This is a genomic window from Bradyrhizobium sp. (assembly GCF_049798375.1).
In the GTDB taxonomy this organism is placed as follows: Bacteria; Pseudomonadota; Alphaproteobacteria; order Rhizobiales; family Xanthobacteraceae; genus Bradyrhizobium.
Window position 1 is genome coordinate 1 of sequence record NZ_JBARGP010000497.1, and the last position, 23203, is coordinate 23203.

Genomic DNA, 23203 nt, shown 5'->3' on the forward strand with positions numbered 1-23203 from the left:
GCCAGCGAAGTCGAGCAGTTGGCGGACGATTTGCTCGCGGCCGGCGCAGAGGCGCGCAAGGTGACCGTGCTCGGCACAGCCGCGGGCGAAGACGTCACGCGCACCGCGCTCGGCTTGGCACGAACCATGGCACAGCACGCGCGCATCGTGCTGGTTGACCTCGCCGGCGCGCCGCTGGCTCTCGCCGCCGCCTCAGTCGATCCGATGGCGCCGGGGCTGATCGAGCTGATGCTGGGCGAGGCGTCGTTTGCCGGCATCATCACCAAAGATCAAACCTCGGGGCTTCACCTCGTCAGTGCCGGACGTCCGGGGGCCGATCGCTCCCAATTGCAGTCGCCGCGGCTGATGTTGGCGCTCGATGCGCTGCAGCGGGTCTATGATCATGTGCTGCTCGACGCCGGCAATGCCTCCGATTTGCCGGCCGAGTTGCTGACCAACGGCGCGCGCGCGGTCGTGGTGCCGGATGCCGCGATGCCCAAGGAAGCCCGCACGCAGATGTGCGAGCAGCTCGCGGCAGTCGGCTTCGGCGCGGTGACGATGCTCAAGAAGCCGGCCGAGGCATCCGATCTCGGCGATCTGGTGTCGCCCGGCGTCGCTGCCTGAGCAGCAACAGATCTATCGCAGAGCCTGGCGCAGCCTGACGGCCAGGCCGAGCAGCGCCGGGCTGTGCTTGACGACATGCTTGCCGCGGTTGACGGCCGACAGCATCGAGGCGGCGAGCTGGCCTCGCACATTCAGCGGAATGAAGCTGTCGAAGATCGGCTCGTCGGTCTTGCAGAACTGCCGCTTGTAGTCGTCGGCGCCGATGCCGAGGTCGAGCGCACGGTAGCCCTGGCTGGCATAATGATCAACGATATGGCGCATCAGGATCAGCCCGGGGCTCCAATGCGCATTGGGAGACAGCGTGTAGGTGTTGAACATCATCGAGAAGCGTACGCCGTCCGCCACGCCGGCGAACAGCGCGATCACCTCCTCGTCGCAGGTGAGTGCATGGATGTCGATGGCGCGGTTACCAGACGCCAACCGCGCCAGGCAGGCTTCGCGCACGAACGCCTCGACGCCGGGCTCGGCGAACACGTTCGGCAGCTTCTGCTCGGCCATCCGCGCCGGCTTCACCTTGAAGAACCAATCGAGCAGGCCGGTGATCTCGACATCGGTGGTTGCGATCGAATAGCGATAGCCGGCCAGCGCCTGCAGCTTCTTCTCCTTGCTCTTCAGCCGCTTGCGGAAGGAGTTCGAGAGCAGGTCGGTCGGCGCCGCGTCCGCCGGCATCGCGAGCAGCGGGCAGTCGTTGACGGAGGGCTGGCGCGGCAAAAGCGCCAACGGATTGCGTAGATCGTGCCAGTCCATCGGCTGTTGCGTCAGCGCCAGCACGTCGGCGGCATCGTGCGCGCGCAAGCCCGTCAGCAGCCGGTCCAGATCGGCCGACGTAGCTGATGCGGCGAAGTCGCGATCCCACAGCCCCATGTTGAACGTGGTGTGCTTGCCGCCCATGAAAATGGCGACACGAAACCCGTGCGCGCGCGTCAACACCAGCGGCAGCAAAGCGAGCGGTCGCTGCTCGGCATCGACGGCGACAACGAGGAAAGGCGAAGCATTCTCGTGACGGCCGGCGTGCTGCCATGCCGACAGGAAATCGTAGCGCTGGTAAGGACTGCAGAACCGGCCCTGGGTCTCGAGCGCGCGCCAGATCGGCTCGGCGGCCGCGAGGTCGGTGAGGATGTCGACGCGTGCGATGCCTTTGGCCCGTGGCCGCGGCTGCGCCGTTCGGCTGTCGATCACGGCCGCCATGGTCATCGCGCAATCCGTAAGGTTTTGAAAATTGGTTCCGTCGGCCTTGGCGGACTTTTGCGCAGAAGTGTCAACAAACGGTAATGACCCACGTATCTTCGGGAACGTCGCCGCGGCTTGAATCCTCTCCAACCAACGGCCCGGCGAGAGGCATTGACACGGTCGCGCCGCTTTTACTGTCGAACAGATGGGTGCGGCCTCATCCGATTCCAGTGCTCCTGCCTTTCGGGTTTTATCGATATGATCCATCCTGGGACGGCGCTCTCGTCAGGTGGCGGCAGATGGCTCGAGCGTGTGCGGCTCGAGCTGGCCTTTGTCTCCGGCCGGGCCTGGCTCGCCTCGCGCCGGGTTGGCGGCACCGGCGTGATCCTGCGCTTCGGGCGCGTCAGGCCACGCCGCGGCGACACCTTCCAGCCGCTGGCGGCCGACGAGATCACGCCGGCCTTCCTCGATCGCCTGATCGCGGCGCTGAAGCACTGGGTCTATGACATCGTTGCGCTCGACGAGGCCTGCGAACGGGCGGTGCGGCTGGCCGCACCGCGGCGTTTCGTCAGCCTGACCTTCGATGGCGCCTCCAAGGATCTGCTCAGCCACGCCTATCCGGTGCTGGTCCGCCACGCGGTGCCGTTCACTCTCTATGTGCCGACCGCCTTTCCCGATGGGCTCGGTCAGGCCTGGTGGCTGGCGCTCGAGGCGGTGATCGCGCGTCAGACCCGCATCAGCCTGATGATCGAGCGGCGCGAGCAGCGGTTCACCGTGATCAAGCCGTCCGAAAAATACGAGCTGTTCGCTTATCTGGCGAATTGGCTGCGGAGCTTGCCGCCGGCGGAGCTTTCGACCGCGATCCGCGATCTCTGCACGCGGCATGGCGTCGATCTCGATGGGCTGGGCCGCGAAGCCGCGCTCGATTGGAGCGAGCTGTCGACCCTCGCCGCTGATCCCCGCGTGACGATCGGCAGCGCCACCGTGAATTATCCTGTTCTCACCAACCTCAGGGATGCCGAAGCGCGACGTGAGCTCGGCATGGGCAAGGCGGTGCTGGAGAGCGCGCTGCATCGGGCCGTCAACCATGTCGCGTTCCCGTTCGGCGATGGCGCCGCCTTCAATCGCAGCCATGTGACGATGGCCGCCGAGCTCGGTTTCGCCAGCGCCGTTACGACGATCCCGGGCTTGGTGCAGACGGAAGGGCGCAGCGACCTGCATGCATTGCCGCGCATCGCCTGGGACGGCCGCTCGCGCTCGCTGCGGGCGATGCGCGTCTTGCTGTCGGGCGCGAGCTTTCCGCCTGTTACATCGACGCCGCGCGTCAAGTTCGAAGCGAATTAGGCTTCCGGCTGCTGCGCATCCGGGCGCAGCATCCAGCTCACGATCGGCATCGCCGGCAGCACCCAGCCGATCCCGACCACGATGTAATAGATCCATTGCAGCATGCCGGAATTGGCGATCAGCGGGAACTGCGCCACCACCATGCCGATCATCGACCAGACGAAGGCCAGGCAGATCAGCGCGATGGCGCCGAAGAATTTGCGGGTGCGGATGGTCATGACGCCGATGTAACGGAGGGTTCAGAGCGCGCGGCTTGCGCGCGAGGTCGGCGGGACTATAAGGGCCCGGTCCCGCCACTTCAATCGAGCGCCGCCAGCGATGACCACGGTTCCACGCACCCAGGACGTTGCCGCCATCCGCATCTGGCTCCTGATCGTGGCCGCCCTGATCGCGCTAATGGTGCTGGTCGGCGGCGCAACGCGGCTCACCGAATCCGGGCTGTCGATCGTGCAATGGAAGCCGGTCGAGGGCACGTTGCCGCCGCTGACCCAGCAGGCCTGGACCGACGCGTTCGAAGGCTACAAGGCGATTCCGCAGTACCAGCAGATGAATGCCGGCATGACGCTGTCGCAATTCAAGGGCATCTTCTGGTGGGAGTGGAGCCACCGGCTGCTCGGACGCGTCATCGGCATGGTCTACCTGCTGCCGTTCCTCTGGTTCCTGTGGCGAGGCGCGGTGTCCGGACCGCTCGGGCGGCGGCTGTGGGTGATTTTCGGCCTCGGCGCCCTGCAAGGCGCGGTCGGCTGGTGGATGGTGGCCTCGGGGCTGACCGAGCGCACCGAGGTGTCGCAGGTGCGGCTCGCCACCCATCTGGTGCTGGCGCTTCTGATCTATGCCGCCATCGTCTGGACCTTGCGGCGCCTGAAGCCGCGCGAGGAAGGCCAGGCGCCGGCGCGGTTGCGCTGGACGTCCTGGGCGATCATCGCCGTGACCTATCTGCAGCTCTATCTCGGCGCGCTTGTGGCCGGCTTGAGGGCAGGGCGCGTCTACAACACCTGGCCGCTGATCGACGGCACCTTCATCCCGCCATCGGGGCAATTGCTGTTCGAGGCGCCGTGGTGGCGCAACCTGTTCGACAACATGCTGACGGTGCAGTTCGAGCATCGCATGACCGCCTATGCGCTGGTGCTGCTGGTGGCGTTCCATGCCTTCGACGTGATGCGCGCCCGCGCCGGGCGCGACGCGGTCCGCGGCGCGCACCGGCTGTTCGCCGTGGTGCTGGTGCAGGCCGGGCTCGGCATCGCGACATTGCTCTTGGTGGCGCCGATCGATTTCGCGCTGACCCATCAGGCCGTTGCCATCGCCGTGCTGACATTCGCCGTGCTGCAGGCTGAGCGGCTGTCGCCACGGCGGGCGGTGGTCGCCGTATCGCAGGCGGCCATGCCGGTCGGGCAGGCGGGCTAGGGCGCAAGGCGCCACGATCTCCACACGTCGTCGCCCGGCTTGACCGGGCGACCCAGTATGAGGTCGTTGATCCATCGGGACGCCGCGGCGTACTGGATCGTCCGCCTCCGCGCACGATGACACCGGGAGGATCACGACTCCATCAGGCACAGCTTCCCATCCTCGCGCCGCTTTCGCGCCGAGCTTTGCCGATCGTTTTACCCTCGAAAGCACGAGGGCGCAGGGAAGACCGGGTGCCGATCGCACCCATGGTCCGCGTGCAACAAGAAAGCACGCGGCAGAACCACAGGTACGAAGCCGAACATCCGGCCTTCCCTGCGCGATGGTGTTACGGCTTATACGTGATCTCCTCGGGGACCGGCGTTCTTGCCCCCGTCAGTGGCGGGCTAGTCGAGCACCGCAACCTTAGCGCCAGCACCGGGGCGCCGGGACCACACGACTTCACCGTCCGCGAAACGCCGCTCGTCCGCGCGAACGAAGTTCGCGCACGTCATCTCGCGGCCACCGCATTCTCATCCAACGCAACTGACGATCCGGATGCGCCCCTCGAGTGGGATGGGAATAAAACAGAATTTATGCTGATTTGCCGAATTTTGCAAGAGATGAAATGCCGGCAGTGCCGACACGATCGACGATCTAAATGCGTTATTCGTCGAAGAAGGCGCGCGTCTGGCCGGCCAGCAGCAAGCATTCACCTGTGCAGCAAATATCGTGGTCTCCCAGAGCTTGGTGATCCGGGCCTAGCAGTAGCCGTAGACACCGCAGGCGTAGGGCAGCCGCCAGATGTAGTTCGGAGTGCCTCCGCCGCCGTAATAGGGCCCCTGGTAGTCATAGGAGAAGGCGCGGCCGTAGTAGCCGGGCAGCTCCTGCCTGCCGAGCAGCAGTGGCGTCGAGGGCAGCATCGGCGAAATCAGCGAGTCCTCTTCCTCGACGACGACGGCAGCCGGCGGGGCCTTGACGGCGCGGCGCGCCTTATAGTGCACGCCGGGCAGATCGGCCGCGAGCACCGCACCGTTTGCCGCGATCGCAGCCAGCAGCATGAGGATGATCGTCGCGCGCATCGGCAAGCTCTCCTGAGCGAAATCGCGTGTCTCACTGGGGAACATGGGCCGATCATGGTTAACGAATCCCTGACGGGCGCCATCGGCGCTGGTGGTTTCCCGTAGAACAACGGGATTTTTCAGGTTTTATTAAAGTCCTCACAGCATTCTGATCGCCGTCCGGCGTTGTTTGAAGGCTGGTTGATGGAGCGGCGTCGGATGCGGGTCGCACGCGGCATCCCGCCATGCTCCGGGTCCGTTGCACTGAAATCTCCGACCAGAAGGGTTCGAGCATGTCAGATGTCGTCGCTTTGGCGTCCGTCCGCCAACATCAGCATGCGAGCACGCAGGAGTCCGACGAGCGCGCCAATGACGTGGTCGTGCCGCCAAATGAGACGAGCTTGACGGCGCGACCGAACGTGATCTCGGCAGCGCTGTCTGCGCGCCGGTCGATCGCCGTCTCCGCATTGGCGCTCGCGAGGGGAGCGCAAGCGAGCGTGCTGCATCTGCTGCGGTGATACGAAAGTCGGTCCAGCAAGCCAATCGGATCCAGAGGGGAAGAGAGCGCGGCAGGCAAGACCGGCCGTGCCTTCTTTTTTGCTTGTGAGAAAATCGTGGCAGCGCGGCGTACTCGAAATAACCTCGCCCCGCTTGCGGGGAGAGGTCGGATTGCGAAGCAATCCGGGCGAGGGGTACAGGTCTAACAACTCACACTGATCGTGCGTCTGCCCCTCACCCAACCCTCTCCCCGTGAAGAACGGGCAGAGGGGGGCTCACCGTCACTGCCGCGGGGGCGAATCCACTACGCCTCCAGCGCCTGCTCGAGGTCGGCGATCAGATCTTCCTTGTCCTCGATGCCGATCGACAGGCGTACGATGTCGGGGCCGGCACCGGCCTTGGTCTTGGCGGCATCGTCGAGCTGACTGTGGGTGGTCGAGGCGGGGTGGATCACCAGCGAGCGGGTGTCGCCGACATTGGCGAGATGCGAGAACAGTTTCAGGTTCGACACCAGCGCGACGCCGGCGTCATAGCCGCCCTTCAGCGAAAACGTGAACACGGCGCCGGCGCCCTTCGGGCAGTATTTGCGCGCGAGGCTGTGGTACTTGTCCTCCGGCAGTCCCGCATAGTTGACGCCCGCCACCGCGGGATGGCGGCTGAGATATTCCGCGACGGCTTTGGTGTTGTCGCAATGCTTCTGCATGCGCAGCGGCAGGGTTTCGATGCCGGTCAGGATCATGAAGGCGTTGAACGGCGACAGCGCCGGCCCGAGGTCGCGCAGGCCGAGCACGCGGCAGGCGATCGCGAAGGCGAAGTTGCCGAACGTCTCCTGGATCCGGATGCCGTGATATTCGGGACGCGGCTCGGTCAGCATGGGATATTTATTGCCGCTGCCGGCCCAGTCGAAGGTGCCGGCATCGACGATGATGCCGCCGATCGAGTTGCCGTGGCCGCCGAGGAACTTGGTCAGCGAATGCACCACGATGTCGGCGCCGTGGTCGATCGGGCGGATCAGGTAGGGCGAAGCCAGCGTGTTGTCGACGATCAGCGGCACGCCGGCCTTGCGCGCCACCTGCGCGATGGCCTCGATGTCGGTGATGCTGCCGCCGGGATTGGCGATCGATTCGACGAAGATCGCCTTGGTGCGTGGCGAGACCGCGGCCTCGAAGGTCGAGATGTCATCAGGATCGGCCCACACTACGTTCCAGCCGAAGCTCTTAAAGGCGTGGGTGAACTGGTTGATCGAGCCGCCATAGAGTTTTCGCGCCGCGATGAACTCGTCGCCGGGGGTGAGCAGCGCCTGCAGCGCGATCACCTGCGCGGCGTGGCCGGATGCAACCGCAAGCGCGGCGGTGCCGCCCTCCAGCGCTGCGACACGCTCCTCCAGTACCGCGTTGGTCGGATTGCCGATGCGGGTGTAGATGTTGCCGAACGCCTGCAGGCCGAACAGCGAGGCGGCGTGGTCGGCGTCGTTGAACACGAACGACGTGGTCTGATAGATCGGCGTTGCGCGTGCGCCGGTGGTCGGGTCGGGCTGCGCCCCGGCATGGATGGCGAGGGTGGAAAATCCGGGAACACGATCGGTCATTCTGTTTCCTTTTGGCAGGTCTGCCAGGCTTCGTCGGCATTGCGCGTGGTTGGGGGGCCAAGCGATGGGCGCTACGACAAGGGCGGCGTGATAGCGCGCAACGGCGCTGTTCCGCGTCCTCCCAACGAAGGACAATCGCGTCCACGCGAGGCCTCGTCAAGGCGCGTAACGGCGCAGCTTCGGATTTGAAAGGACCATGCTCCGGACCGCGCCGTCAACGATGCGATCGTTTCAGCGGAAGCGTTACGACGGCTCGTTTCGGTTTTTCGCCGCGCGGTCCGAGGCCGATGTCGCGGCGCCGCCGAGGCTGCTGCGATCGAGCGACAGCCGCATGCCCTGGGTCGGGATCGGCGCGCGCTTGGCGCTGATGGTGCGCGAATTGACGCCCATCCACGAGATCTCCGACGACAGTCGGCCATACTCGATCTTGGGACAGCGGTTCATCACGACCTTGAGGCCGGCCGCTTCGGCTTTTGCAGCCGCCGCATCGTCGCGCGCGCCGAGTTGCATCCAGATCACCTTCGGCGGCGGCGACAGCGTCAAGGCCTCGTCGACGACGGGCATGATGTGGGCCGAGCTGCGGAAGATGTCGACCATGTCGAGCGGACGGCCGATGTCACGCAGCGAGGCGACGAAGGGCCGGCCGAGCAGCGACTTGCCGACATGGCCGGGATTGACCGGAATCATGTCGTAGCCGCGCTGCACCAGATATTTGAAGGCGAAGTAGCTCGGCCTCACGTCGGACGGCGAGGCGCCGACCATGGCAACGACCTTCACGCCGTTGAGGATGCCGCGGATGTAGTCGTCGGAGTAGGTGTCGTGGTTCATCGGTGTTCGATTCTATTAGTTGTCGTCATTCCGGGGCGCCCGAAGGGCGAACCCGGAATCCAGAGACGAGTGAAATTACCTCGAGATTCCGGGTTCGATGCTTTGCATCGCCCCGAAATGACGGGAAGGGACGGAGGATCACTCATCCCGCCAGGTCGGCTTGCGTTTCTCGATGAAGGCGCCAATGCCTTCCTCGGCGTCGCGCGCCAGCATGTTCTCGGTCATCACCTCTGCCGCATGACGATAGGCATCCGCAAGGCTCATCTCGGCCTGGCGATAGAACGCCTCCTTGCCGAGCTTGACGGTATAGGCCGATTTCAGCGCCACCTGCTGGGCGAGCGCGATCGCGGCCTCGCGCTCGGTGCCGGCTGGGACGACACGATTGATCAAACCTATGTCTCTGGCCCGTGACGCGGCGACCGGTTCGCCGGTCAGCAGCATCTCCATCGCCTGCTTGCGCGTCACGTTGCGCGACAGCGCCACCATCGGCGTCGAGCAGAACAGGCCGATATCGACGCCGGGCGTGGCAAAGGACGCGGCGTCCGAGGCCACGGCGAGATCGCAGCTTGCGACCAGCTGGCAGCCGGCGGCCGTGGCGATGCCCTGCACGGCGGCCACCACGGGCTTCGGCAAATGCACGATCGTCTGCATCATCGCGCTGCAGGCGTTCATCAGCCGCGCGAAGAAGGCGCGGCCGCGATCGGCATCGGTGCGATGCGCGGTCAACTCCTTCAGGTCATGGCCGGCGCAGAAGGCCGGGCCATTGGCCGCGATCACGACGGCACGCACGGATGTATCAGACGCGATCGCGGCCAGCGTGCCATGCAACTCCCCGATCAGCGCCTCCGACAGGCTGTTGCGTTGCGCCGGACGGTTCAGCGTCAGCACGGCAACGGGACCGATGGTCTCGCGCAGCAGGGTCGGCGATGATGATGGGGAGGAGGCGACAGCGGCTTGAGCGGACATCCCTGCGATTTTTCCAGTTGGGCGAAGCGCCTCTCTATATGTAACAGCCGGGATGTCGATTGTAACAAGGGATCAGCATGACTGTCATGAAAATGGGCCCCGCCGCGATCGAGCAGTTCCTGCGCGCGGAGTTTCCGCAGGCGTTTTCAGGCGACGATATCCGGATTGAAAGCGCCGACGGGCGGACCTGCGTGCTGCGCCAGCGCTATAGCGACAGGATGCTGCGGCCGGGCGGCACGGTGTCGGGGCCGACGCTGATGTCGCTCGCCGACTTCGCCATGTATGTGGTGCTGTTGTCCGCGATCGGTCCGGTGGGGCTGGCGGTGACCACCAATCTAAACATCAATTTCCTGCGCAAAGGCGCCCCGGGGCAGGATTTGCGCGCGGAGGCCAGGCTCTTGAAGCTCGGCAAGCGGCTCGCGGTCGGCGAGGTCACGCTGTTATCGGGCGATTCTGACGAGGCGATCGCACATGTAACCGCGACCTATTCCATTCCGAACACATGAAGTTTTCTCAGGTAATATAACACCATATTTTTAGGACATTGATTTCACGGGTGTATTTCTGAATGTCGGACGTTGACGCGACGCGGCCGCTTCTCTAGAACCTGCGCCAGTTCGGCGCTTTCACCGCGCCGCGATCTCCCTTTCACGGATATCTCTCATGAAAACCTTTTCGGCCAAGCCCGCCGAGGTGACGAAGAAGTGGGTCGTGATCGACGCCAAGGGTCTGGTGGTCGGCCGTCTCGCTACGCTGGTCGCCATGCGGCTGCGCGGCAAGCATCTTCCGACCTACACACCCCATGTCGACTGCGGCGACAACGTCATCATCGTCAACGCCGCGCATGCCGTGCTGACCGGCCGCAAGCGCGAGCAGAAGGTCTATCACAAGCACACCGGCTATGTCGGTCACGTGAAGACCCACACCGCGCGCCAGATCCTCGAAGGCCGCTTCCCCGAGCGCGTGCTGGAGAAGGCGGTCGAGCGCATGATCCCGCGCGGCCCGCTCGGCCGCGTCCAGATGGGCAATCTGCGCGTCTACGGCGGCCCGGACCATCCGCACGAAGCGCAGAGCCCGGAAAAGGTCGATATCGCCAAGATGAACCGCAAGAACACGAGGGCTGCATAAGATGGCCGAAAGCATTCAGTCTCTCGATCAGCTCTCGCAGCTCAAGGGCGCCGTCTCGGCCCAGCCGGACGCGCCGAAGTACGAGAAGAAGGTCGACAAGTTCGGCCGTGCCTATGCTACCGGCAAGCGCAAGGACGCGGTCGCCCGCGTCTGGATCAAGCCGGGCGCCGGCAAGGTCACCGTCAACACCCGCGACATCGAAATCTACTTCGCTCGTCCAGTGTTGCGCATGATGATCCAGCAGCCGCTGGTCGCAGCCGCGCGCGCCGGTCAGTACGACGTGATCTGCACAGTCGCCGGCGGCGGCCTCTCGGGCCAAGCCGGCGCGGTGCGTCACGGCCTTTCCAAGGCGCTGACCAATTTCGAGCCGGAACTGCGCAGCGTGCTCAAGAAGGGCGGCTTCCTGACCCGCGACTCGCGCGTCGTCGAGCGTAAGAAGTACGGCAAGGCCAAGGCCCGCCGCTCCTTCCAGTTCTCGAAGCGCTGATCCGCTATCTTGCTGCGGGCGTCGTTCGCCCGCCGAATACCACAACGGGCGTCCCTCGCGGGGCGCCCGTTCTTTTTTGAATTCTGTTTGTCGCATTTTGTCGACGAAATTGCCGTGAGTTACGTTTGATTTTTGCAGAAAACTTTGGAGCGGCCGCAAACCTGTTTCCAACAAACGGCTCCGTATCGTGATCTCTCGAACCTGCAGCGCTCCCAAGTATATGCGCTGCAATAGCAATTCGAGGTGAGACCATGGTGCTCGACAGCCTCACGCTGGACATCGTTGCCACGCTGGTAGCGGCGCTCCTCGGCGCCATGCTGCTGTTCCTCGGCCGCCAGGAGAATATCCCGGCGCTGCGCTGGTGGGGGGCGGCTTACATGCTGGGCGCGGTGGCCGTGGCGCTGTGGACCGTGGTCGGCAACCGCTACGGCCAGGTCGTGCCGCTGCTGCTGAGCGCGATCGGCCTGTTGGCCTGCGCCGTGGTCTGGAATGCCGCGCGCGTTTTCCATGGCGAGCGGCCGCATCTGATCGGCCTGGCGCTCGGTCCGATGGTCTGGATCGGCAGCGGCATGCTGCTCGATCCGGCGGCGGAAGCGGCGCGGCTGACCATCGGCGCGGGTCTGGTGGCTGTTTATGCGATGCTGACCGCCGCCCAGTTGTGGCAGGAGCGTCGCAAGCACCTGCAACGGCGCTGGCCGGCGCTGGTCGTGCCCGTGCTGCATGGCTTCGTGCTGCTGCTGCCGATCCTGCTCGGCAATCTGCTGCGCGAGGCCAACGGCGCTTTTGCCGCGGCCTGGGTCACCGTGTTCTCGATCGAGCTCGTGCTCTATGCCGTCGGCACGGTGTTCGTGATCTTCATGCTGGTCTCGGAGCGCGTCGTCAGCGCCCATAAGCGCGCGGCATCGATCGATCCGTTGACCGGCATGTTCAACCGCCGCGGCTTCTCGGAGGCCTGCGGCCGCGTGATCGCGCGCGAGGCGCAGCAGGGGCGTCCGGTCACCGTGCTGATCTTCGACATCGATCATTTCAAGTCGATCAACGACCGGTTCGGGCATGCCGCGGGCGACGAGATCCTGAAACTGTTCGCCGCGGTCGTGCTCAACAATCTGCGTATCAGCGATCTCTCGGGGCGGATCGGTGGTGAGGAATTCGCAGCACTTTTGCCCTGCTCGCTCGAGGAGGGCGTGCTCGCCGCCGAGCGCGTCCGCGAGGCGTTCGCCGCCTCCGGCGTGGTCTGCGACGATGGAATGGTCGATACCACCGTCAGCATCGGTGTCGCCGGCGGCCCTGCCGGCACCGAGCTCGACGTGCTGCTCGCTGCCGCCGATACCGTGCTCTACAAGGCCAAGCGCACCGGCCGGAACCGGGTCGAGACCGCGGCCGAGCTGCCGCTGTCGCTGGATGGCGATCGCGTCCGCCGCCAGACCGCCGGCTTTTCTCCCACGATACGCACACCGCAGGTCGCGGCCCCCGCCGAGGTAACACCCCATTAACCATGGGTTTGCCACCGCCTTGAGATCGGCCTGGGACCTTCGCTGCGGCTGGCCCAGGTCGCGGTGGCGCCGCCTTTTTCTTTGCGCCGGGGTGGTCTAGGAAGCTCCGATCGTTCACGCGGAGACTTTCGATGATCACTGAAATCGCCCAGATTGACGTCAAGCCCGGCATGGAAGCGGAATTCGAGGCGGCCGCCGCCAAGGCGCGCCCGCTGTTCGCGCGCGCCAAGGGCTCGATCGGCATCGAGCTGCACAAGTCGATCGAGAAGCCGAGCCGTTACCGGCTGCTGGCGAAATGGGAAACGCTCGAGAACCACACCGTCGACTTCCGCGGCTCCGAGGATTTCGCTGCCTGGCGCGCGCTGGTCGGGTCGTATTTCGCCTCGCCTCCGGAGGTCGAGCATACCGTGACCGTGCTGACGTCGTCGAGCTGAGGGCAGGGCGCACTGCACGAGGTCTTGCCATGACCCGGGACGAGATGATCCTGGCCTATCGTTCGCCTGGGCGGCACTACCATGATCTCCGGCACATCGAGGATTGCCTTGCAAAGCTTGATCGCGTCGCGGGCCTTCAGGCGCGCGATCGCGAGATCCTGACCGAGGCGATCTGGTGGCATGACGTCGTCTACGATCCCACCCGTGCCGACAATGAGGAGCGGAGCGCTGAACTCGCGGAGCAGAACGTCGCTCACGCTCTGCGGGACGAGGTCGTGCGCCTGATCCGGCTGACCCGGACCCATGATGTCGGGCCGGACGATCGGCTCGGCGCGATCCTGATCTCGATCGATCTTTCTATCCTCGGCGCCAACGGTGCGGCCTACGACGCCTATGCCGCAGCGATCCGCCGTGAATTCAGCCACGTGCCCGAAGCGGCCTATCGGCAGGGACGCGCGGCCGTGCTCGAACGTTTTGTGAGCAGGCCCGTCATCTATCCGGATGCGGACTTCGCCGCATGGCTCGATCGCCAGGCGCGGGCGAACCTTGCGCGCGAGCTGGCTGCGCTGCGCTGATCAGATCGCGGCCGCCGCGTCCTGCCGGGTCCGATCGGTCTTGAAATAGTCGATCATGACCTTGGCGATGGCCATCAGCGGCAGCGCCAGGGTGAGGCCCCAGACGCCGAACACGATGCCGAGCAGAATCTGGAACGCGAACAGCGTCGCCGGTGGAATGTCCAGGGCCTCGCGCTGGAGCAGCGGCGTCAGCACATAGCTTTCCATCGCATGCACGCCGAGGAACAGCACGGCGGCGCTGGCGGCCGCCACCCAGCCCGAGGCGAGGCTCGCCAGCACCACGATGACGCCGGCGATGATGGCGCCGACGGTCGGGATGAAAGCGAGCAGACCGGCCTGGATACCGAGGATGAACGAGCTCTGCACGCCGATGATCGCGAGCCCGATCCAGGTCACCAGGAACACCGCGAACATCGTGGTGATCTGCGCGATCAGCCAGCGCTCCAGCGTATCGCTGATGCGGTCGATGATCACGGTCGCCTGGTCGCGGTATTTCGCCGGTGCGAGGAACAGCAGGCCGTTGCGATAGATCGATGGCTGGGCGGCGGAGGCCAACCCCAAGAACAGCACGATGAAGACATTGCCGACCGCGCTTGCCGTGCCGAGCAGCAGTTTCAGGGTCTGGCTCACGATCGCCCCGCCCGATGAAGCCAGCGCGCTCGGCGAGGGCAGGCTGTGGCTCGGCGGCGTTGCCGGCGTGGGACCGGAGGCCGCGCTGGTTGGCGCGCCGTTCGCCGAGTTGTTGACGAAGTCGAAATAGCTGGTGTCGATGCCGTTACGGTCGAGGAACGCCTTGACGTGGACGAGCTGCGACTTGATCGTGTCGCTTAGGACCTTGGCCTGATCGGCGATGGTGGTGCCGCCGAGGAACACGACGCCGGCGAGCAGCGCGGCGAGCAGAATGCAGACGATTCCAAGCCGCACCGCATGTGGCAGGCGCACCAGCCGCCCCAGCCGGTTGGTCATGGCATTCAGGGCGACCCCGAGCAGCACGCCGGCGAACAGCAGGAAGATTGCCGCGGCATAATACCAGGTGAAGGCCACTAACGCGGCGAACAGCACCACGGCAATGCCGCCGACCGCGATCGCCCAGGCGTGGTCGCTGCGGGCCTGGAGGCGGTCGTCTGTGGGGGCGGGCATGCGAATTCCTTGTCACGGTGCTCCGCACACTGAGGCCAAAACCGGGCCCGGATCAAGCAGGCCGCGCCGGTTTGCCGCGGTCTGCGCCCTTTGGCGCGGAATTGCATTGCGGCTCTCCCACAGTAGAACGTTGATCCGCACCCGCGGCGCAGGCATGATCCACGGAACCGCCCAAGGAGAATGGAAAACCAAAAATGAAGCGACCGGTGGTCGGCGTGATCGGCAATTCCCATCGCATCGAGAACAGGTTTACCGTCCAGATGGTCGGCGAGCGTAACTTGAGTGCGGTCGCGGAGGTGTCTGGCGCGTTGCCGCTGATGTTCGCGGGCCTGCCTGAGATCACCGATATCGGCGCGCTGCTCGAAATCGTCGACGGCATCGTGCTGACCGGCGCCCGCGCCAACGTGCATCCGACGCGCTTCAACACCGAGCCAGACGCCAAGCACGAGCCCTATGACATCCATCGCGACGAGGTGGCGCTGGAACTGTCCGAAGCCTGCGTCGCTCGCGGCATTCCGCTGTTCGGCATCTGCCGCGGGCTGCAGGAGATGAACGTCGCGTTCGGCGGCTCGCTGCATCCGGAGATCCGCGAGATTCCGGGCCGGATGAACCACCGGATGCCGCGGCTCGCGAACGGCGAGATCCATCCCGATCCGACCGTGATCTTCGCCGACCGCCACGAGGTCGCGCTGACGCCCGGCGGAGCGTTCGCGACGCTGCTGGGCTGCGACAGGATCAAGGTGAACTCGCTGCACGGACAGGGCATCCTGGCGCCCGGCGAGCGGGTGGTGATCGAGGGCATCGCCGAGGACGGCACCATCGAGGCGATCCGCATCGCAGATGCGCCAAGCTTCGCGCTCGGCGTGCAGTGGCATGCCGAATATGATCCGCAGAAGAACCCGATCAACCGCAAGCTGTTCGAGGCGTTCGGTGAGGCGCTGCGAACGAGCGCCCGCGCGGCTTGACATACGGTACAGTAGGGCGGGTCAGGCGCAGCCGTAACCCGCCATGTTGTTCGTGCGCGGAACGGCGGATTACGCTCCGCTAATCCGCCCTACGAGTGCAGCTCAATTCGCGCACATCGAGTCTTACGTCTTCAGCGCCGACAACGGCAGCCTCACCTGCACGGTTAGTCCTTTAGTGCGCCACTGATAGTCGATCGCACCATTGTCGCCTTGCACCGTCGCCTCGATCAGCCGCGTGCCGAAACCGGTCGCGGCGGGAGGGCCGGTGACCGGTCCACCGGCCTCCTGCCAGCTCAATGCGACGTCGCTGTCGTCGGTTGTCCATTCGACTGCGACCGAGCCATCCTCGCTGCTGAATGCGCCATACTTGGCCGCGTTCGTCGCCAGCTCATGAAAGATCAGCGCCAGCGAATTGGTGGCCTTCTCGCCGACGGGAAGGGCGGGCCCGCGGATCGACCAGCGCGACTGGCCATAGGGACGCAGGATGCGGTCGATGATCTCGGCCATTGTGGTGGCGGGGGCGCTATCGCCGAACTGCCGCCGCACCAGGGCATGAGCGTCCGACAGCGCGGTGATCCGTCCGACCAGCTTGTCCGTCAGATCATCCACCGAGGTCGCGCCGCGCCGGCTCATCCGCACCATTCCCGCCATCAGGCTGAACAGGTTCTTGACGCGGTGGCTCATCTCGTGCGTCAGCACCTCCTGTTGATGCAGAGCGGCGTGTAATTGCTCATCGGTCTGGATCATCCGCAAGGCCATCGCCGCAAAGCTCGCAAGCTCCGTCAGCATGCGCGCGTGGCCGCTGTTGAAATGGCCGATCGTGTCGGATACCACCCACAAGGTGCCGATCGCGTCCAGCCCGGTCCGGGAGAGCGGCACCAGCAACACTTCGGGCACGGAAATATTGGCGTCGCGGATCCAGTCGAACGCCCGTTCCGGCCGCTCCATCAGAATCGGACCTTCGATATCGAGACAGACGCCGCAGGGACTGTCATTGCGCGGCGTTTTCTGGCCCTCGAACGCGGAGAGGATGCCGGACAGCCCAAACCACCGAAACTGGCCGGTCTCGCGCTCGAGGATGCTGACGCCCGCCGATCCGGCTTCGCACAATTCCATCGCCAGCTGCACGAGACGCGGAAGAACTTTTGCCGGCTCGTCCGACATGTAGCGGGCGAGGTCCTGCAGCGCCAACTTCTCACGCAGATAATCGGGGCTCCCAGCCGCTCGCGAGAGCAGTCGGTCGGTAACCAGGGTTTGGGCGACCGGGATCATCGGTGTGGTTGACAGGTGGTTGGTCCCCCCGAAAAAGCGCTGGTATGCGTTTCATTCTGCCACCGCGGGCGCAACGGGAAAAGCAGTTTTGCCGGCATTCTCGGGTGGTCAATTACCCCTCTTGGACGCGGTGACCTCGTGTTTTCAGCAAAGACCCGCTCAATCTGCGCCCGTCGTCATCGAGATCGGTGCGGGTTTCCGGAGAAGCAAACCCACAAACGCATTGGCGCGCTGGTACGATCGTATCGATAACTCCTCATGGTGAGGAGGCGCGTGAGCGCTCTCCAACCATGAGGTCGATTTCGGGTCGCATCGCATCGGTTCGGGACGCTACTATCGCAAGCTCTTCTGGACGGGGAGTCCAAGCTGCTTTGACCCAGCAAGATCAATCCGGCGGACCAATTGCGCCTTAAGGCTTTGCAAGATGCCAGGTGCCGTTCAGAAAACCGTCCCCGGTGATGTCGCCGGGCTTCTGATCCTTGGCGAAGGTGTAGAGCGGCTTGCCCTTGTAGGCCCACTGCTTGGAGCCGTCATCGCGGGTGATGATGGTGTAGTTGTCGCCAGCCTTGTCGCTGGCTTCGGCTTTCAGCACCGGCCAGTTGGTCGCGCAGGGACCGTTACAGGCCGATTTGCCGTCGGTATCCTTGTCGAACGTATAGAGCGCCATGCCCTTCTCGTTAGTCAGGATGTCGCCCTTCGCGCTGCTTCCGCTCTTGGTCGGAGCAGCAAAGGCAGACGAGAATGCCACGAGCGAGATCGCTGCGGTGACAATGAAGCTCGAGATCGATAGCTTGGTCATTCCATGTCCTTGGTGCATGTGGATCACGGAGATACAAACTCATCCCGGCGCGATCTATTCCGCGCGCTTGTCGCCGTTTTTCACGCATTGCACGGGACAGGACGTCGCGCTTGGTACGAAGCGCTGGTATCACGGGCAGGTGAAGTCTCCGCGTTTGTCGCATCTAGAAATGGAATTCCAAGATGCGTCTCGCCACTGTTGCACTCCTGCTGTCTGTATCGACAGCGTTTGCCCAGGAGATCGCGGCGTCGTCAGCGGCGACCTGCCGACGCTGGATTCATTTTGGATCGATGAGAGCGATTGCGGTCTGCAACGCCGCGTCAAGCGCGCGCTCTGCCGCTTCGCCGTCGGGCATGGCTCGCGCGATCGCGATGGCGCCGACCATGATGGCGACGATGTTCCACGCGCGTTTTTCGCGCTCTGGCTCGGACCCGCCCAGAACGCTCGACATTTTGTGGACGAGGTCCAGCATCTTGCGCTGGTAGGTGAGCCTGATCTGCGGGCTTGCACGCGCGACGTCGGCGCTCAAGGTGGGCATGACACAGCCGGTCGCCGGATCGGCGCGATGCGCGGCGCTGATATACATCGCCAGCCATTCTCTCAGACGGTCCTGCCGTTCCGCGAGGCTGCCGCTCTCGGTATCGATGAACGGTTCGCCGACGCACGCTGCGATGACGTCGTCGAGCAGCGCCTCCTTGTTCGAAAAGTTCGAATAGAAGGCACCCGACGTGACCCTGGCCGATGCAGCCAGGCCGTCGACCCCGATCCCGTTGAAACCTTTGGTTCTCAAGACCTTGGCGGCCGCCTGCAGGATGCCCTCTCTGGCCTTCGCCTTCTGGTCTGCCGGATATCGCATCACCAACCTCTGACAATCTCTTGATTGGACTCAGTTTTAGAATAACGATCGTTATATAACGATCGTTATTTCGTCGGCAACCCTCGCGATCGGCACCTTGACCCCGCGAAAATTGAGAGAAAAGCAATGAGCACCAGCTTTGAGAAAGCAGCGAACAAGACAGTCGCTGTGGACGGCACGAACTTCGTTTACCGGGAGATCGGCCAGACAAGCGCCATTCCCGTGGTGTTTCTTCACCATCTGACGGCCGTATTGGACGACTGGGATCCGCGGATCGTGGATGGGATCGCGGCAAAGCACCGTGTGATCGTGTTCGACAATCGCGGAGTCGGCGCTTCCGGAGGTTCAACCCCGCAAACGGTCGAGGCGATGGCCCGCGATGCCGTCGCATTCATCGGCGCGCTTGGTTTGAAGAAGGTCGATCTGTTGGGCTTTTCGCTCGGCGGTTTCGTTTCTCAGGTCATAGCGCAACAACATCCCGATCTCGTGCGCAGGATCATTCTCGCAGGCACTGGCCCGGCCGGCGGCGAGGGCATTGCGAATGTCGGGGCCGTTCTACAGGACGCGTTCGGGAAGGCCGGCACCACCAAGAACCCGAAGCTGTGTCTATTCTTTACCCAAACACGCAACGGCCAGGCGGCGGCCGCCGCCTTCCTGGGGCGCCTGAAGGAGCGGACCAGCGATCTTGATACGCCTGTCAGCAACGAAACCGTTCAGGCGCAGATTGCGGCGATCCAGGCCTGGGGGCAGGGGGATGCGACCTCGCTGCAGACGGTGCAGCACCCGGTGCTGGTCGCCAATGGCGATGACGATGTGATGGTGCCGACATCAAACTCGTTCGAACTCGCCCGCCGGCTGGCGAATGCCGAGTTGAGTATTTTCCCCGACGCCGGGCACGGCGCCATCTTCCAGTACCACGCCGACTTCGTCCGGCAGGCGCTCACTTTCCTCGAATAACTGACAGGCAGGCCGCCCTTCGTGGCCCGATGCAGCCGCTTCGTCGGGCCACGATCTGATCCGACGGGACAGGCCAGCTTCAATTCAACCGTAGCGCGACCGCTGCTTCTTGAAACGCCAGCGAAACAATAGTTGGATTATGATCGTAATTCAATGCCGCTGCGTCGGCATTGCCGGCCAACCCAGCCAATGCCGACGCCGGGTTCGCCATCGACGTTCAATCTCATAGGAGAAACATCATGCCTTTGTGGAAGGTCTATCATCCCGTCGGTGCCTACTCGGCTCAGGACAAGAAGACATTCGCCGAAACGGTTACGGCGATGTACGCACGGATTCCGATCCCGAAATTCTATGTCGTGATGATCTTCGAGGAGGTCGCCGCTGACGCGGTCTATGTCGGCGGTGTATCGAACGACAAATTCGTTCGTTTCAAGCTCGATCACATGGCCAGGACCTTGCCGGGCCCGATTCTCCGGGAATGGTGGGTGAAGGCGGTCGACCAGTTGATCGCGCCCTTCGTCAAAGACCGAGGATATGACTGGGAGGTGACCATCGACGAGTTGCCGGCAGATCTCTGGTCGCTTCAGGGCGAAATTCCTCCACCTTTCGAGTCCCACGCCGAAAAACGATGGGTCAAGGACAACAAGGCCAGTCCGTACGATTTGCAGGAAAAACTACCGGTCGCACTCGCCTTCACGCCGGGAGTAGCCGGTGCGTAGTCGGGCTATGAGTTGATGCAGGGCGCCGCTCCGTTCCGGGTGGCGCCTTTGTCGATGCGACGTCTTCGGCCTATCGCTTCGCGAATCGACCGCGAATGAACGTCATCCCCGGTAATATGTCCTCGCATACGGAGTTTGAGATGAACCGGCGTGATATGATCAAGTTGGCGTCTCTTGCCTTGCTTCCTGCAATGCAAGGTCCCGCGCGAGCGCAGTCGAAGAGCGATACGTCCCCGTTGAACTACAAGGTCTTTACCGTCACGCGCCCCGGGCTCAACCGCGATGTGCCGCCGGGCAAGGAATCCCTGATGTGGGTCGCCAATTCCTCGACGCTGATCTACGGCGAACGCGACGCCATCCTCGTCGATACCTTCCTGACAGTGGATCAAACCAAGGGTTTGGCGGATGCCATCGTCGCAAGCGGAAAGACGCTGAAGGCGATCTACGTCACGCACACGCACGGAGACCATTTTTTCGGACTGAAGATCCTACAGGACCGCTTTCCGGACGTGAAGGCATTGGCAACACCGGAGGTTGTCGCGAGAATGAAGCTTCAGATCACGCCGGAGAAGTTGAATGGTCGATGGCGCAAGCTATTTCCGGGCCAAATTCCGGACGTAATTTCTGTCGCCGACCCCTTGCAGGGCGATGAGATCGACCTGGAGGGAAACAAGCTCGTCGTTATCAGGGTCGGGCACACGGACACCGATGACTCGACCTGCCTGCACGTCCCTTCGATCGGATTGGTTGCGGCCGGCGACGCCGCCTACAACGGCATTCATCCGTTCCTCAACGAATCGAACCGGCGCACCCGACTGGAATGGATCGCCGCGCTCGACAAGATTGACGCCTTGAAGCCGTCGGCGGTCGTTGCGGGACACAAGATTCCCACCAATGACGACAATCCGCAGATTGTCGAACAGACGCGTCAATACATCCGCGACTTCATCCGGCTGAACGATTCAACGAAGACCGCCCGCGAGCTCTACGACCAGATGCTGGCGCTCTATCCCGATCGTGCCAATCCCGGCTCGCTCTGGAGTTCCGCGACGGTCGCCAAGGCCGAGCTGTGACGCGTCGCTCTCTGCGGTGCGATCCAGTCCGGTAGCCCGGGTGAGCGCAGCGATACCCGGGGCCCTGGAGGGCAATCCCGCGTGTCGCTTCGCTCACGTGGGCTACAACTGGCCCGTAAGATGGGTTACGGCTGCGCCTGATCCGACGAAAAAGGCGCCTCTCGCGAGGCGCCTTCGTCGTTTGCGTATGATCCGCCGTTTTTGCTCAGGCCTTAGCCCGAGTAGTACATCTCGAACTCGACCGGGTGCGGGGTCATCTCGAAGCGCTCGACCTCGGTCATTTTGAGCGCGATGTAGCTGTCGATGAAATCGTCGTCGAACACGCCGCCGGCTTTGAGGAAGGTGCGGTCCTTGTCGAGATTCTCCAGCGCCTCGCGCAAGCTGCCGCAGACGGTCGGGATCTGCTTCAGCTCTTCCTTCGGCAGGTCGTAGAGATCCTTGTCCATCGCGGGGCCCGGATCGAGCTTGTTCTTGACGCCGTCGAGGCCGGCCATCAGCATCGCGGCAAAGCCGAGATAGGGGTTGGCGAGCGGGTCGGGGAAGCGCACCTCGACGCGCTTGGCCTTCGGCGAAGCGGTGTAGGGGATGCGGCAGGAGGCCGAGCGGTTGCGCGCGGAGTAGGCGAGCAGCACCGGCGCTTCATAGCCCGGCACCAGACGCTTGTAGGAGTTGGTGGTCGGGTTGGTGAAGGCGTTGATCGCCTTGGCGTGCTTGATGATGCCGGCGATGTAGGACAGACAGGTCTCCGACAGGTCGGCATATTTGTTGCCGGCGAACACCGGCTTGCCGTCCTTCCAGATCGACTGGTGAACGTGCATGCCCGAGCCGTTGTCGCCATAGACCGGCTTTGGCATGAAGGTGGCGGTCTTGCCATAGATGTGCGCGACCTGGTGGATGCAGTATTTGTAGATCTGCATCTGGTCGGCCATTAGGGTCAGGGTGTCGAACTTCATGCCGAGCTCGTGCTGGGCGGACGCGACCTCGTGGTGATGCTTCTCGACCTTGACGCCCATCTTGGACATCGCGCCGAGCATTTCCGAGCGCATGTCCTGCACCGAGTCCATCGGCGGCACCGGGAAGTAGCCGGCCTTGGTGCGGATGCGATGGCCGAGATTGCCGCCCTCATATTCGGTGTCGGAGTTGGTCGGCAGCTCCGAGGAGTCGAGCTTGAAGCCGGTGTTGTAGGGGGTGGTCTGGAAGCGGACGTCGTCGAACACGAAGAACTCGGCCTCGGGGCCGACGAACACGGCGTCGCCCACGCCCATCGACTACACCATCGCCTCGGCCTTCTTGGCGATGCCGCGGGGGTCGCGGTTGTACGGCTCGCCGGTGGTCGGCTCGAGCACGTCGCAGGTGATGATCATGGTCGTTTCCGCGAAGAACGGATCGATCGTCGCCGTGACCGGATCGGGCATCAGGCACATGTCGGATTCGTTGATCGCCTTCCAGCCGGCGATCGAGGAGCCGTCGAACATCGTGCCTTCAGCGAAGATGTCCTCGTCGATCATGCCGACGTCGAACGTCACGTGCTGCCACTTGCCGCGCGGATCGGTGAAACGCAGGTCGACGTATTTGACGTCGTTGTCCTTGATCGCTTTCAGGACGTCTTTGGCGTTCTTCATGAAAACCCCTTCTGGCTAATTCGTGTCTCGGCCCGGCCATGCGGCGTCGACCGCGGGTCATGCTCCATAGCGGGGCGCAGGGCTCAATACAATATCGGAAACCGCAGAACAGCGGCCTGCAACTGCCCCGAAACAGGGCATTTGCGCCGCAGTCCCGGCCGCTTGCACCACGAATTTTTCTTGAGATCCCGGCCTGGCAGATGGTCCCTGCCAAGCGGGTCCTTGCCAAGCCTGGTCGCTGG

General features: G+C 63.9%; 24 protein-coding genes and 2 pseudogenes. 14 read left to right on the top strand and 12 right to left on the bottom strand.

Features of this window, described 5'->3' with window-relative positions:
- Positions 1–603 (top strand): annotated as a pseudogene (locus tag WA702_RS20230) (lipopolysaccharide biosynthesis protein); the annotation flags it as partial.
- A gap of 12 nt (positions 604–615) precedes the next feature.
- Here the strand turns inward: WA702_RS20230 and WA702_RS20235 are convergent.
- Positions 616–1797 carry a GNAT family N-acetyltransferase gene (locus WA702_RS20235; RefSeq protein ID WP_425112320.1) on the bottom strand — a complete coding sequence of 394 codons (1182 nt, stop codon included), beginning with the start codon at positions 1795–1797 and terminating at the stop codon, positions 616–618.
- Positions 1798–2031: 234 nt separating this feature from the next.
- On the opposite strand from WA702_RS20235, the gene WA702_RS20240 reads away from it, so the two are divergent.
- A complete protein-coding gene (locus WA702_RS20240; RefSeq protein WP_425112321.1) occupies positions 2032–3117 on the top strand; it encodes a polysaccharide deacetylase family protein in 1086 nt (361 codons plus the stop codon).
- Here the strand turns inward: WA702_RS20240 and WA702_RS20245 are convergent.
- Positions 3114–3335 carry a DUF2842 domain-containing protein gene (locus WA702_RS20245; RefSeq protein ID WP_425112322.1) on the bottom strand — a complete coding sequence of 74 codons (222 nt, stop codon included), beginning with the start codon at positions 3333–3335 and terminating at the stop codon, positions 3114–3116. The genes WA702_RS20240 and WA702_RS20245 overlap by 4 nt on opposite strands.
- A 100-nt stretch (positions 3336–3435) precedes the next feature.
- Here WA702_RS20245 and WA702_RS20250 point away from each other — a divergent pair, with 100 nt between their 5' ends.
- The gene (locus tag WA702_RS20250) at positions 3436–4521 is read left to right on the top strand and encodes a COX15/CtaA family protein (protein WP_425112323.1); all 1086 of its coding nucleotides are present in this window, start codon (positions 3436–3438) and stop codon (positions 4519–4521) included.
- Between the two features lie 740 nt (positions 4522–5261).
- Here WA702_RS20250 and WA702_RS20255 read toward each other — a convergent pair.
- Positions 5262–5582: a hypothetical protein gene (locus WA702_RS20255; RefSeq protein ID WP_425112324.1), complete on the bottom strand. Its 321-nt coding sequence runs from the start codon at positions 5580–5582 to the stop codon at positions 5262–5264.
- 272 nt (positions 5583–5854) lie between these two features.
- Here WA702_RS20255 and WA702_RS20260 point away from each other — a divergent pair, with 272 nt between their 5' ends.
- Positions 5855–6079 (top strand): hypothetical protein, encoded by a 225-nt coding sequence (locus WA702_RS20260; RefSeq protein WP_425112325.1) that lies wholly within the window; start codon positions 5855–5857, stop codon positions 6077–6079.
- A 284-nt stretch (positions 6080–6363) separates the two neighbouring features.
- Here the strand turns inward: WA702_RS20260 and WA702_RS20265 are convergent, their stop codons facing one another.
- The 3 genes from WA702_RS20265 to WA702_RS20275 form a co-directional block, all read right to left on the bottom strand.
- Positions 6364–7647, bottom strand: coding sequence for an O-acetylhomoserine aminocarboxypropyltransferase (locus WA702_RS20265; protein WP_425112326.1), 1284 nt, complete (start codon positions 7645–7647; stop codon positions 6364–6366).
- A 243-nt stretch (positions 7648–7890) separates the two neighbouring features.
- A complete protein-coding gene (locus WA702_RS20270; protein ID WP_425112327.1) occupies positions 7891–8475 on the bottom strand; it encodes a CoA-binding protein in 585 nt (194 codons plus the stop codon).
- Positions 8476–8613: 138 nt separating this feature from the next.
- Positions 8614–9441 carry an enoyl-CoA hydratase gene (locus WA702_RS20275; protein WP_425112328.1) on the bottom strand — a complete coding sequence of 276 codons (828 nt, stop codon included), beginning with the start codon at positions 9439–9441 and terminating at the stop codon, positions 8614–8616.
- Positions 9442–9518: 77 nt separating this feature from the next.
- On the opposite strand from WA702_RS20275, the gene WA702_RS20280 reads away from it, so the two are divergent.
- From WA702_RS20280 to WA702_RS20305, 6 genes are all read left to right on the top strand, one after another.
- Complete coding sequence (locus tag WA702_RS20280) at positions 9519–9947, top strand: PaaI family thioesterase (RefSeq protein ID WP_425112329.1); 429 nt, start codon at positions 9519–9521, stop codon at positions 9945–9947.
- Between the two features lie 157 nt (positions 9948–10104).
- The gene (gene rplM, locus WA702_RS20285) at positions 10105–10569 is read left to right on the top strand and encodes a 50S ribosomal protein L13 (protein WP_425112330.1); all 465 of its coding nucleotides are present in this window, start codon (positions 10105–10107) and stop codon (positions 10567–10569) included.
- 1 nt (position 10570) lies between these two features.
- Positions 10571–11056, top strand: a complete 486-nt coding sequence (gene rpsI / locus WA702_RS20290; RefSeq protein ID WP_425112331.1) for a 30S ribosomal protein S9 — start codon at positions 10571–10573, stop codon at positions 11054–11056.
- A gap of 251 nt (positions 11057–11307) precedes the next feature.
- On the top strand, positions 11308–12549 hold the full coding sequence (locus tag WA702_RS20295) for a diguanylate cyclase (RefSeq protein ID WP_425112332.1): 1242 nt from the start codon (positions 11308–11310) through the stop codon (positions 12547–12549).
- A gap of 131 nt (positions 12550–12680) precedes the next feature.
- A complete protein-coding gene (locus WA702_RS20300) occupies positions 12681–12983 on the top strand; it encodes an antibiotic biosynthesis monooxygenase family protein (RefSeq protein WP_425112333.1) in 303 nt (100 codons plus the stop codon).
- 29 nt (positions 12984–13012) lie between these two features.
- A complete protein-coding gene (locus tag WA702_RS20305; protein WP_425112334.1) occupies positions 13013–13558 on the top strand; it encodes a phosphohydrolase in 546 nt (181 codons plus the stop codon).
- Here the strand turns inward: WA702_RS20305 and WA702_RS20310 are convergent, their stop codons facing one another.
- Positions 13559–14698: an AI-2E family transporter gene (locus WA702_RS20310; protein ID WP_425112335.1), complete on the bottom strand. Its 1140-nt coding sequence runs from the start codon at positions 14696–14698 to the stop codon at positions 13559–13561.
- A 194-nt stretch (positions 14699–14892) separates the two neighbouring features.
- Here WA702_RS20310 and WA702_RS20315 point away from each other — a divergent pair, with 194 nt between their 5' ends.
- Complete coding sequence (locus WA702_RS20315; protein WP_425112336.1) at positions 14893–15663, top strand: gamma-glutamyl-gamma-aminobutyrate hydrolase family protein; 771 nt, start codon at positions 14893–14895, stop codon at positions 15661–15663.
- A gap of 123 nt (positions 15664–15786) precedes the next feature.
- Here the strand turns inward: WA702_RS20315 and WA702_RS20320 are convergent, their stop codons facing one another.
- From WA702_RS20320 to WA702_RS20330, 3 genes are all read right to left on the bottom strand, one after another.
- Positions 15787–16935 (bottom strand): sensor histidine kinase, encoded by a 1149-nt coding sequence (locus WA702_RS20320; RefSeq protein ID WP_425112337.1) that lies wholly within the window; start codon positions 16933–16935, stop codon positions 15787–15789.
- A 409-nt stretch (positions 16936–17344) separates the two neighbouring features.
- Positions 17345–17734: a hypothetical protein gene (locus tag WA702_RS20325; protein WP_425112338.1), complete on the bottom strand. Its 390-nt coding sequence runs from the start codon at positions 17732–17734 to the stop codon at positions 17345–17347.
- 277 nt (positions 17735–18011) lie between these two features.
- Positions 18012–18590, bottom strand: coding sequence for a TetR/AcrR family transcriptional regulator (locus WA702_RS20330; protein WP_425112339.1), 579 nt, complete (start codon positions 18588–18590; stop codon positions 18012–18014).
- A 126-nt stretch (positions 18591–18716) separates the two neighbouring features.
- On the opposite strand from WA702_RS20330, the gene WA702_RS20335 reads away from it, so the two are divergent.
- Complete coding sequence (locus tag WA702_RS20335) at positions 18717–19547, top strand: alpha/beta fold hydrolase (RefSeq protein ID WP_425112340.1); 831 nt, start codon at positions 18717–18719, stop codon at positions 19545–19547.
- Between the two features lie 79 nt (positions 19548–19626).
- On the opposite strand, the gene WA702_RS20340 is transcribed toward WA702_RS20335, so the two are convergent.
- Positions 19627–19758, bottom strand: coding sequence for a hypothetical protein (locus tag WA702_RS20340; protein ID WP_425112341.1), 132 nt, complete (start codon positions 19756–19758; stop codon positions 19627–19629).
- Between the two features lie 28 nt (positions 19759–19786).
- On the opposite strand from WA702_RS20340, the gene WA702_RS20345 reads away from it, so the two are divergent.
- Together WA702_RS20345 and WA702_RS20350 are read left to right on the top strand one after the other, a co-directional pair.
- Positions 19787–20266 (top strand): tautomerase family protein, encoded by a 480-nt coding sequence (locus WA702_RS20345; RefSeq protein ID WP_425112342.1) that lies wholly within the window; start codon positions 19787–19789, stop codon positions 20264–20266.
- Between the two features lie 95 nt (positions 20267–20361).
- Positions 20362–21339 carry an MBL fold metallo-hydrolase gene (locus tag WA702_RS20350; RefSeq protein WP_425112343.1) on the top strand — a complete coding sequence of 326 codons (978 nt, stop codon included), beginning with the start codon at positions 20362–20364 and terminating at the stop codon, positions 21337–21339.
- Between the two features lie 212 nt (positions 21340–21551).
- On the opposite strand, the pseudogene glnA reads toward WA702_RS20350, so the two are convergent.
- A pseudogene (gene glnA, locus WA702_RS20355) lies at positions 21552–22961 on the bottom strand (type I glutamate--ammonia ligase).
- Between the last annotated feature and the right edge of the window lie 242 nt (positions 22962–23203).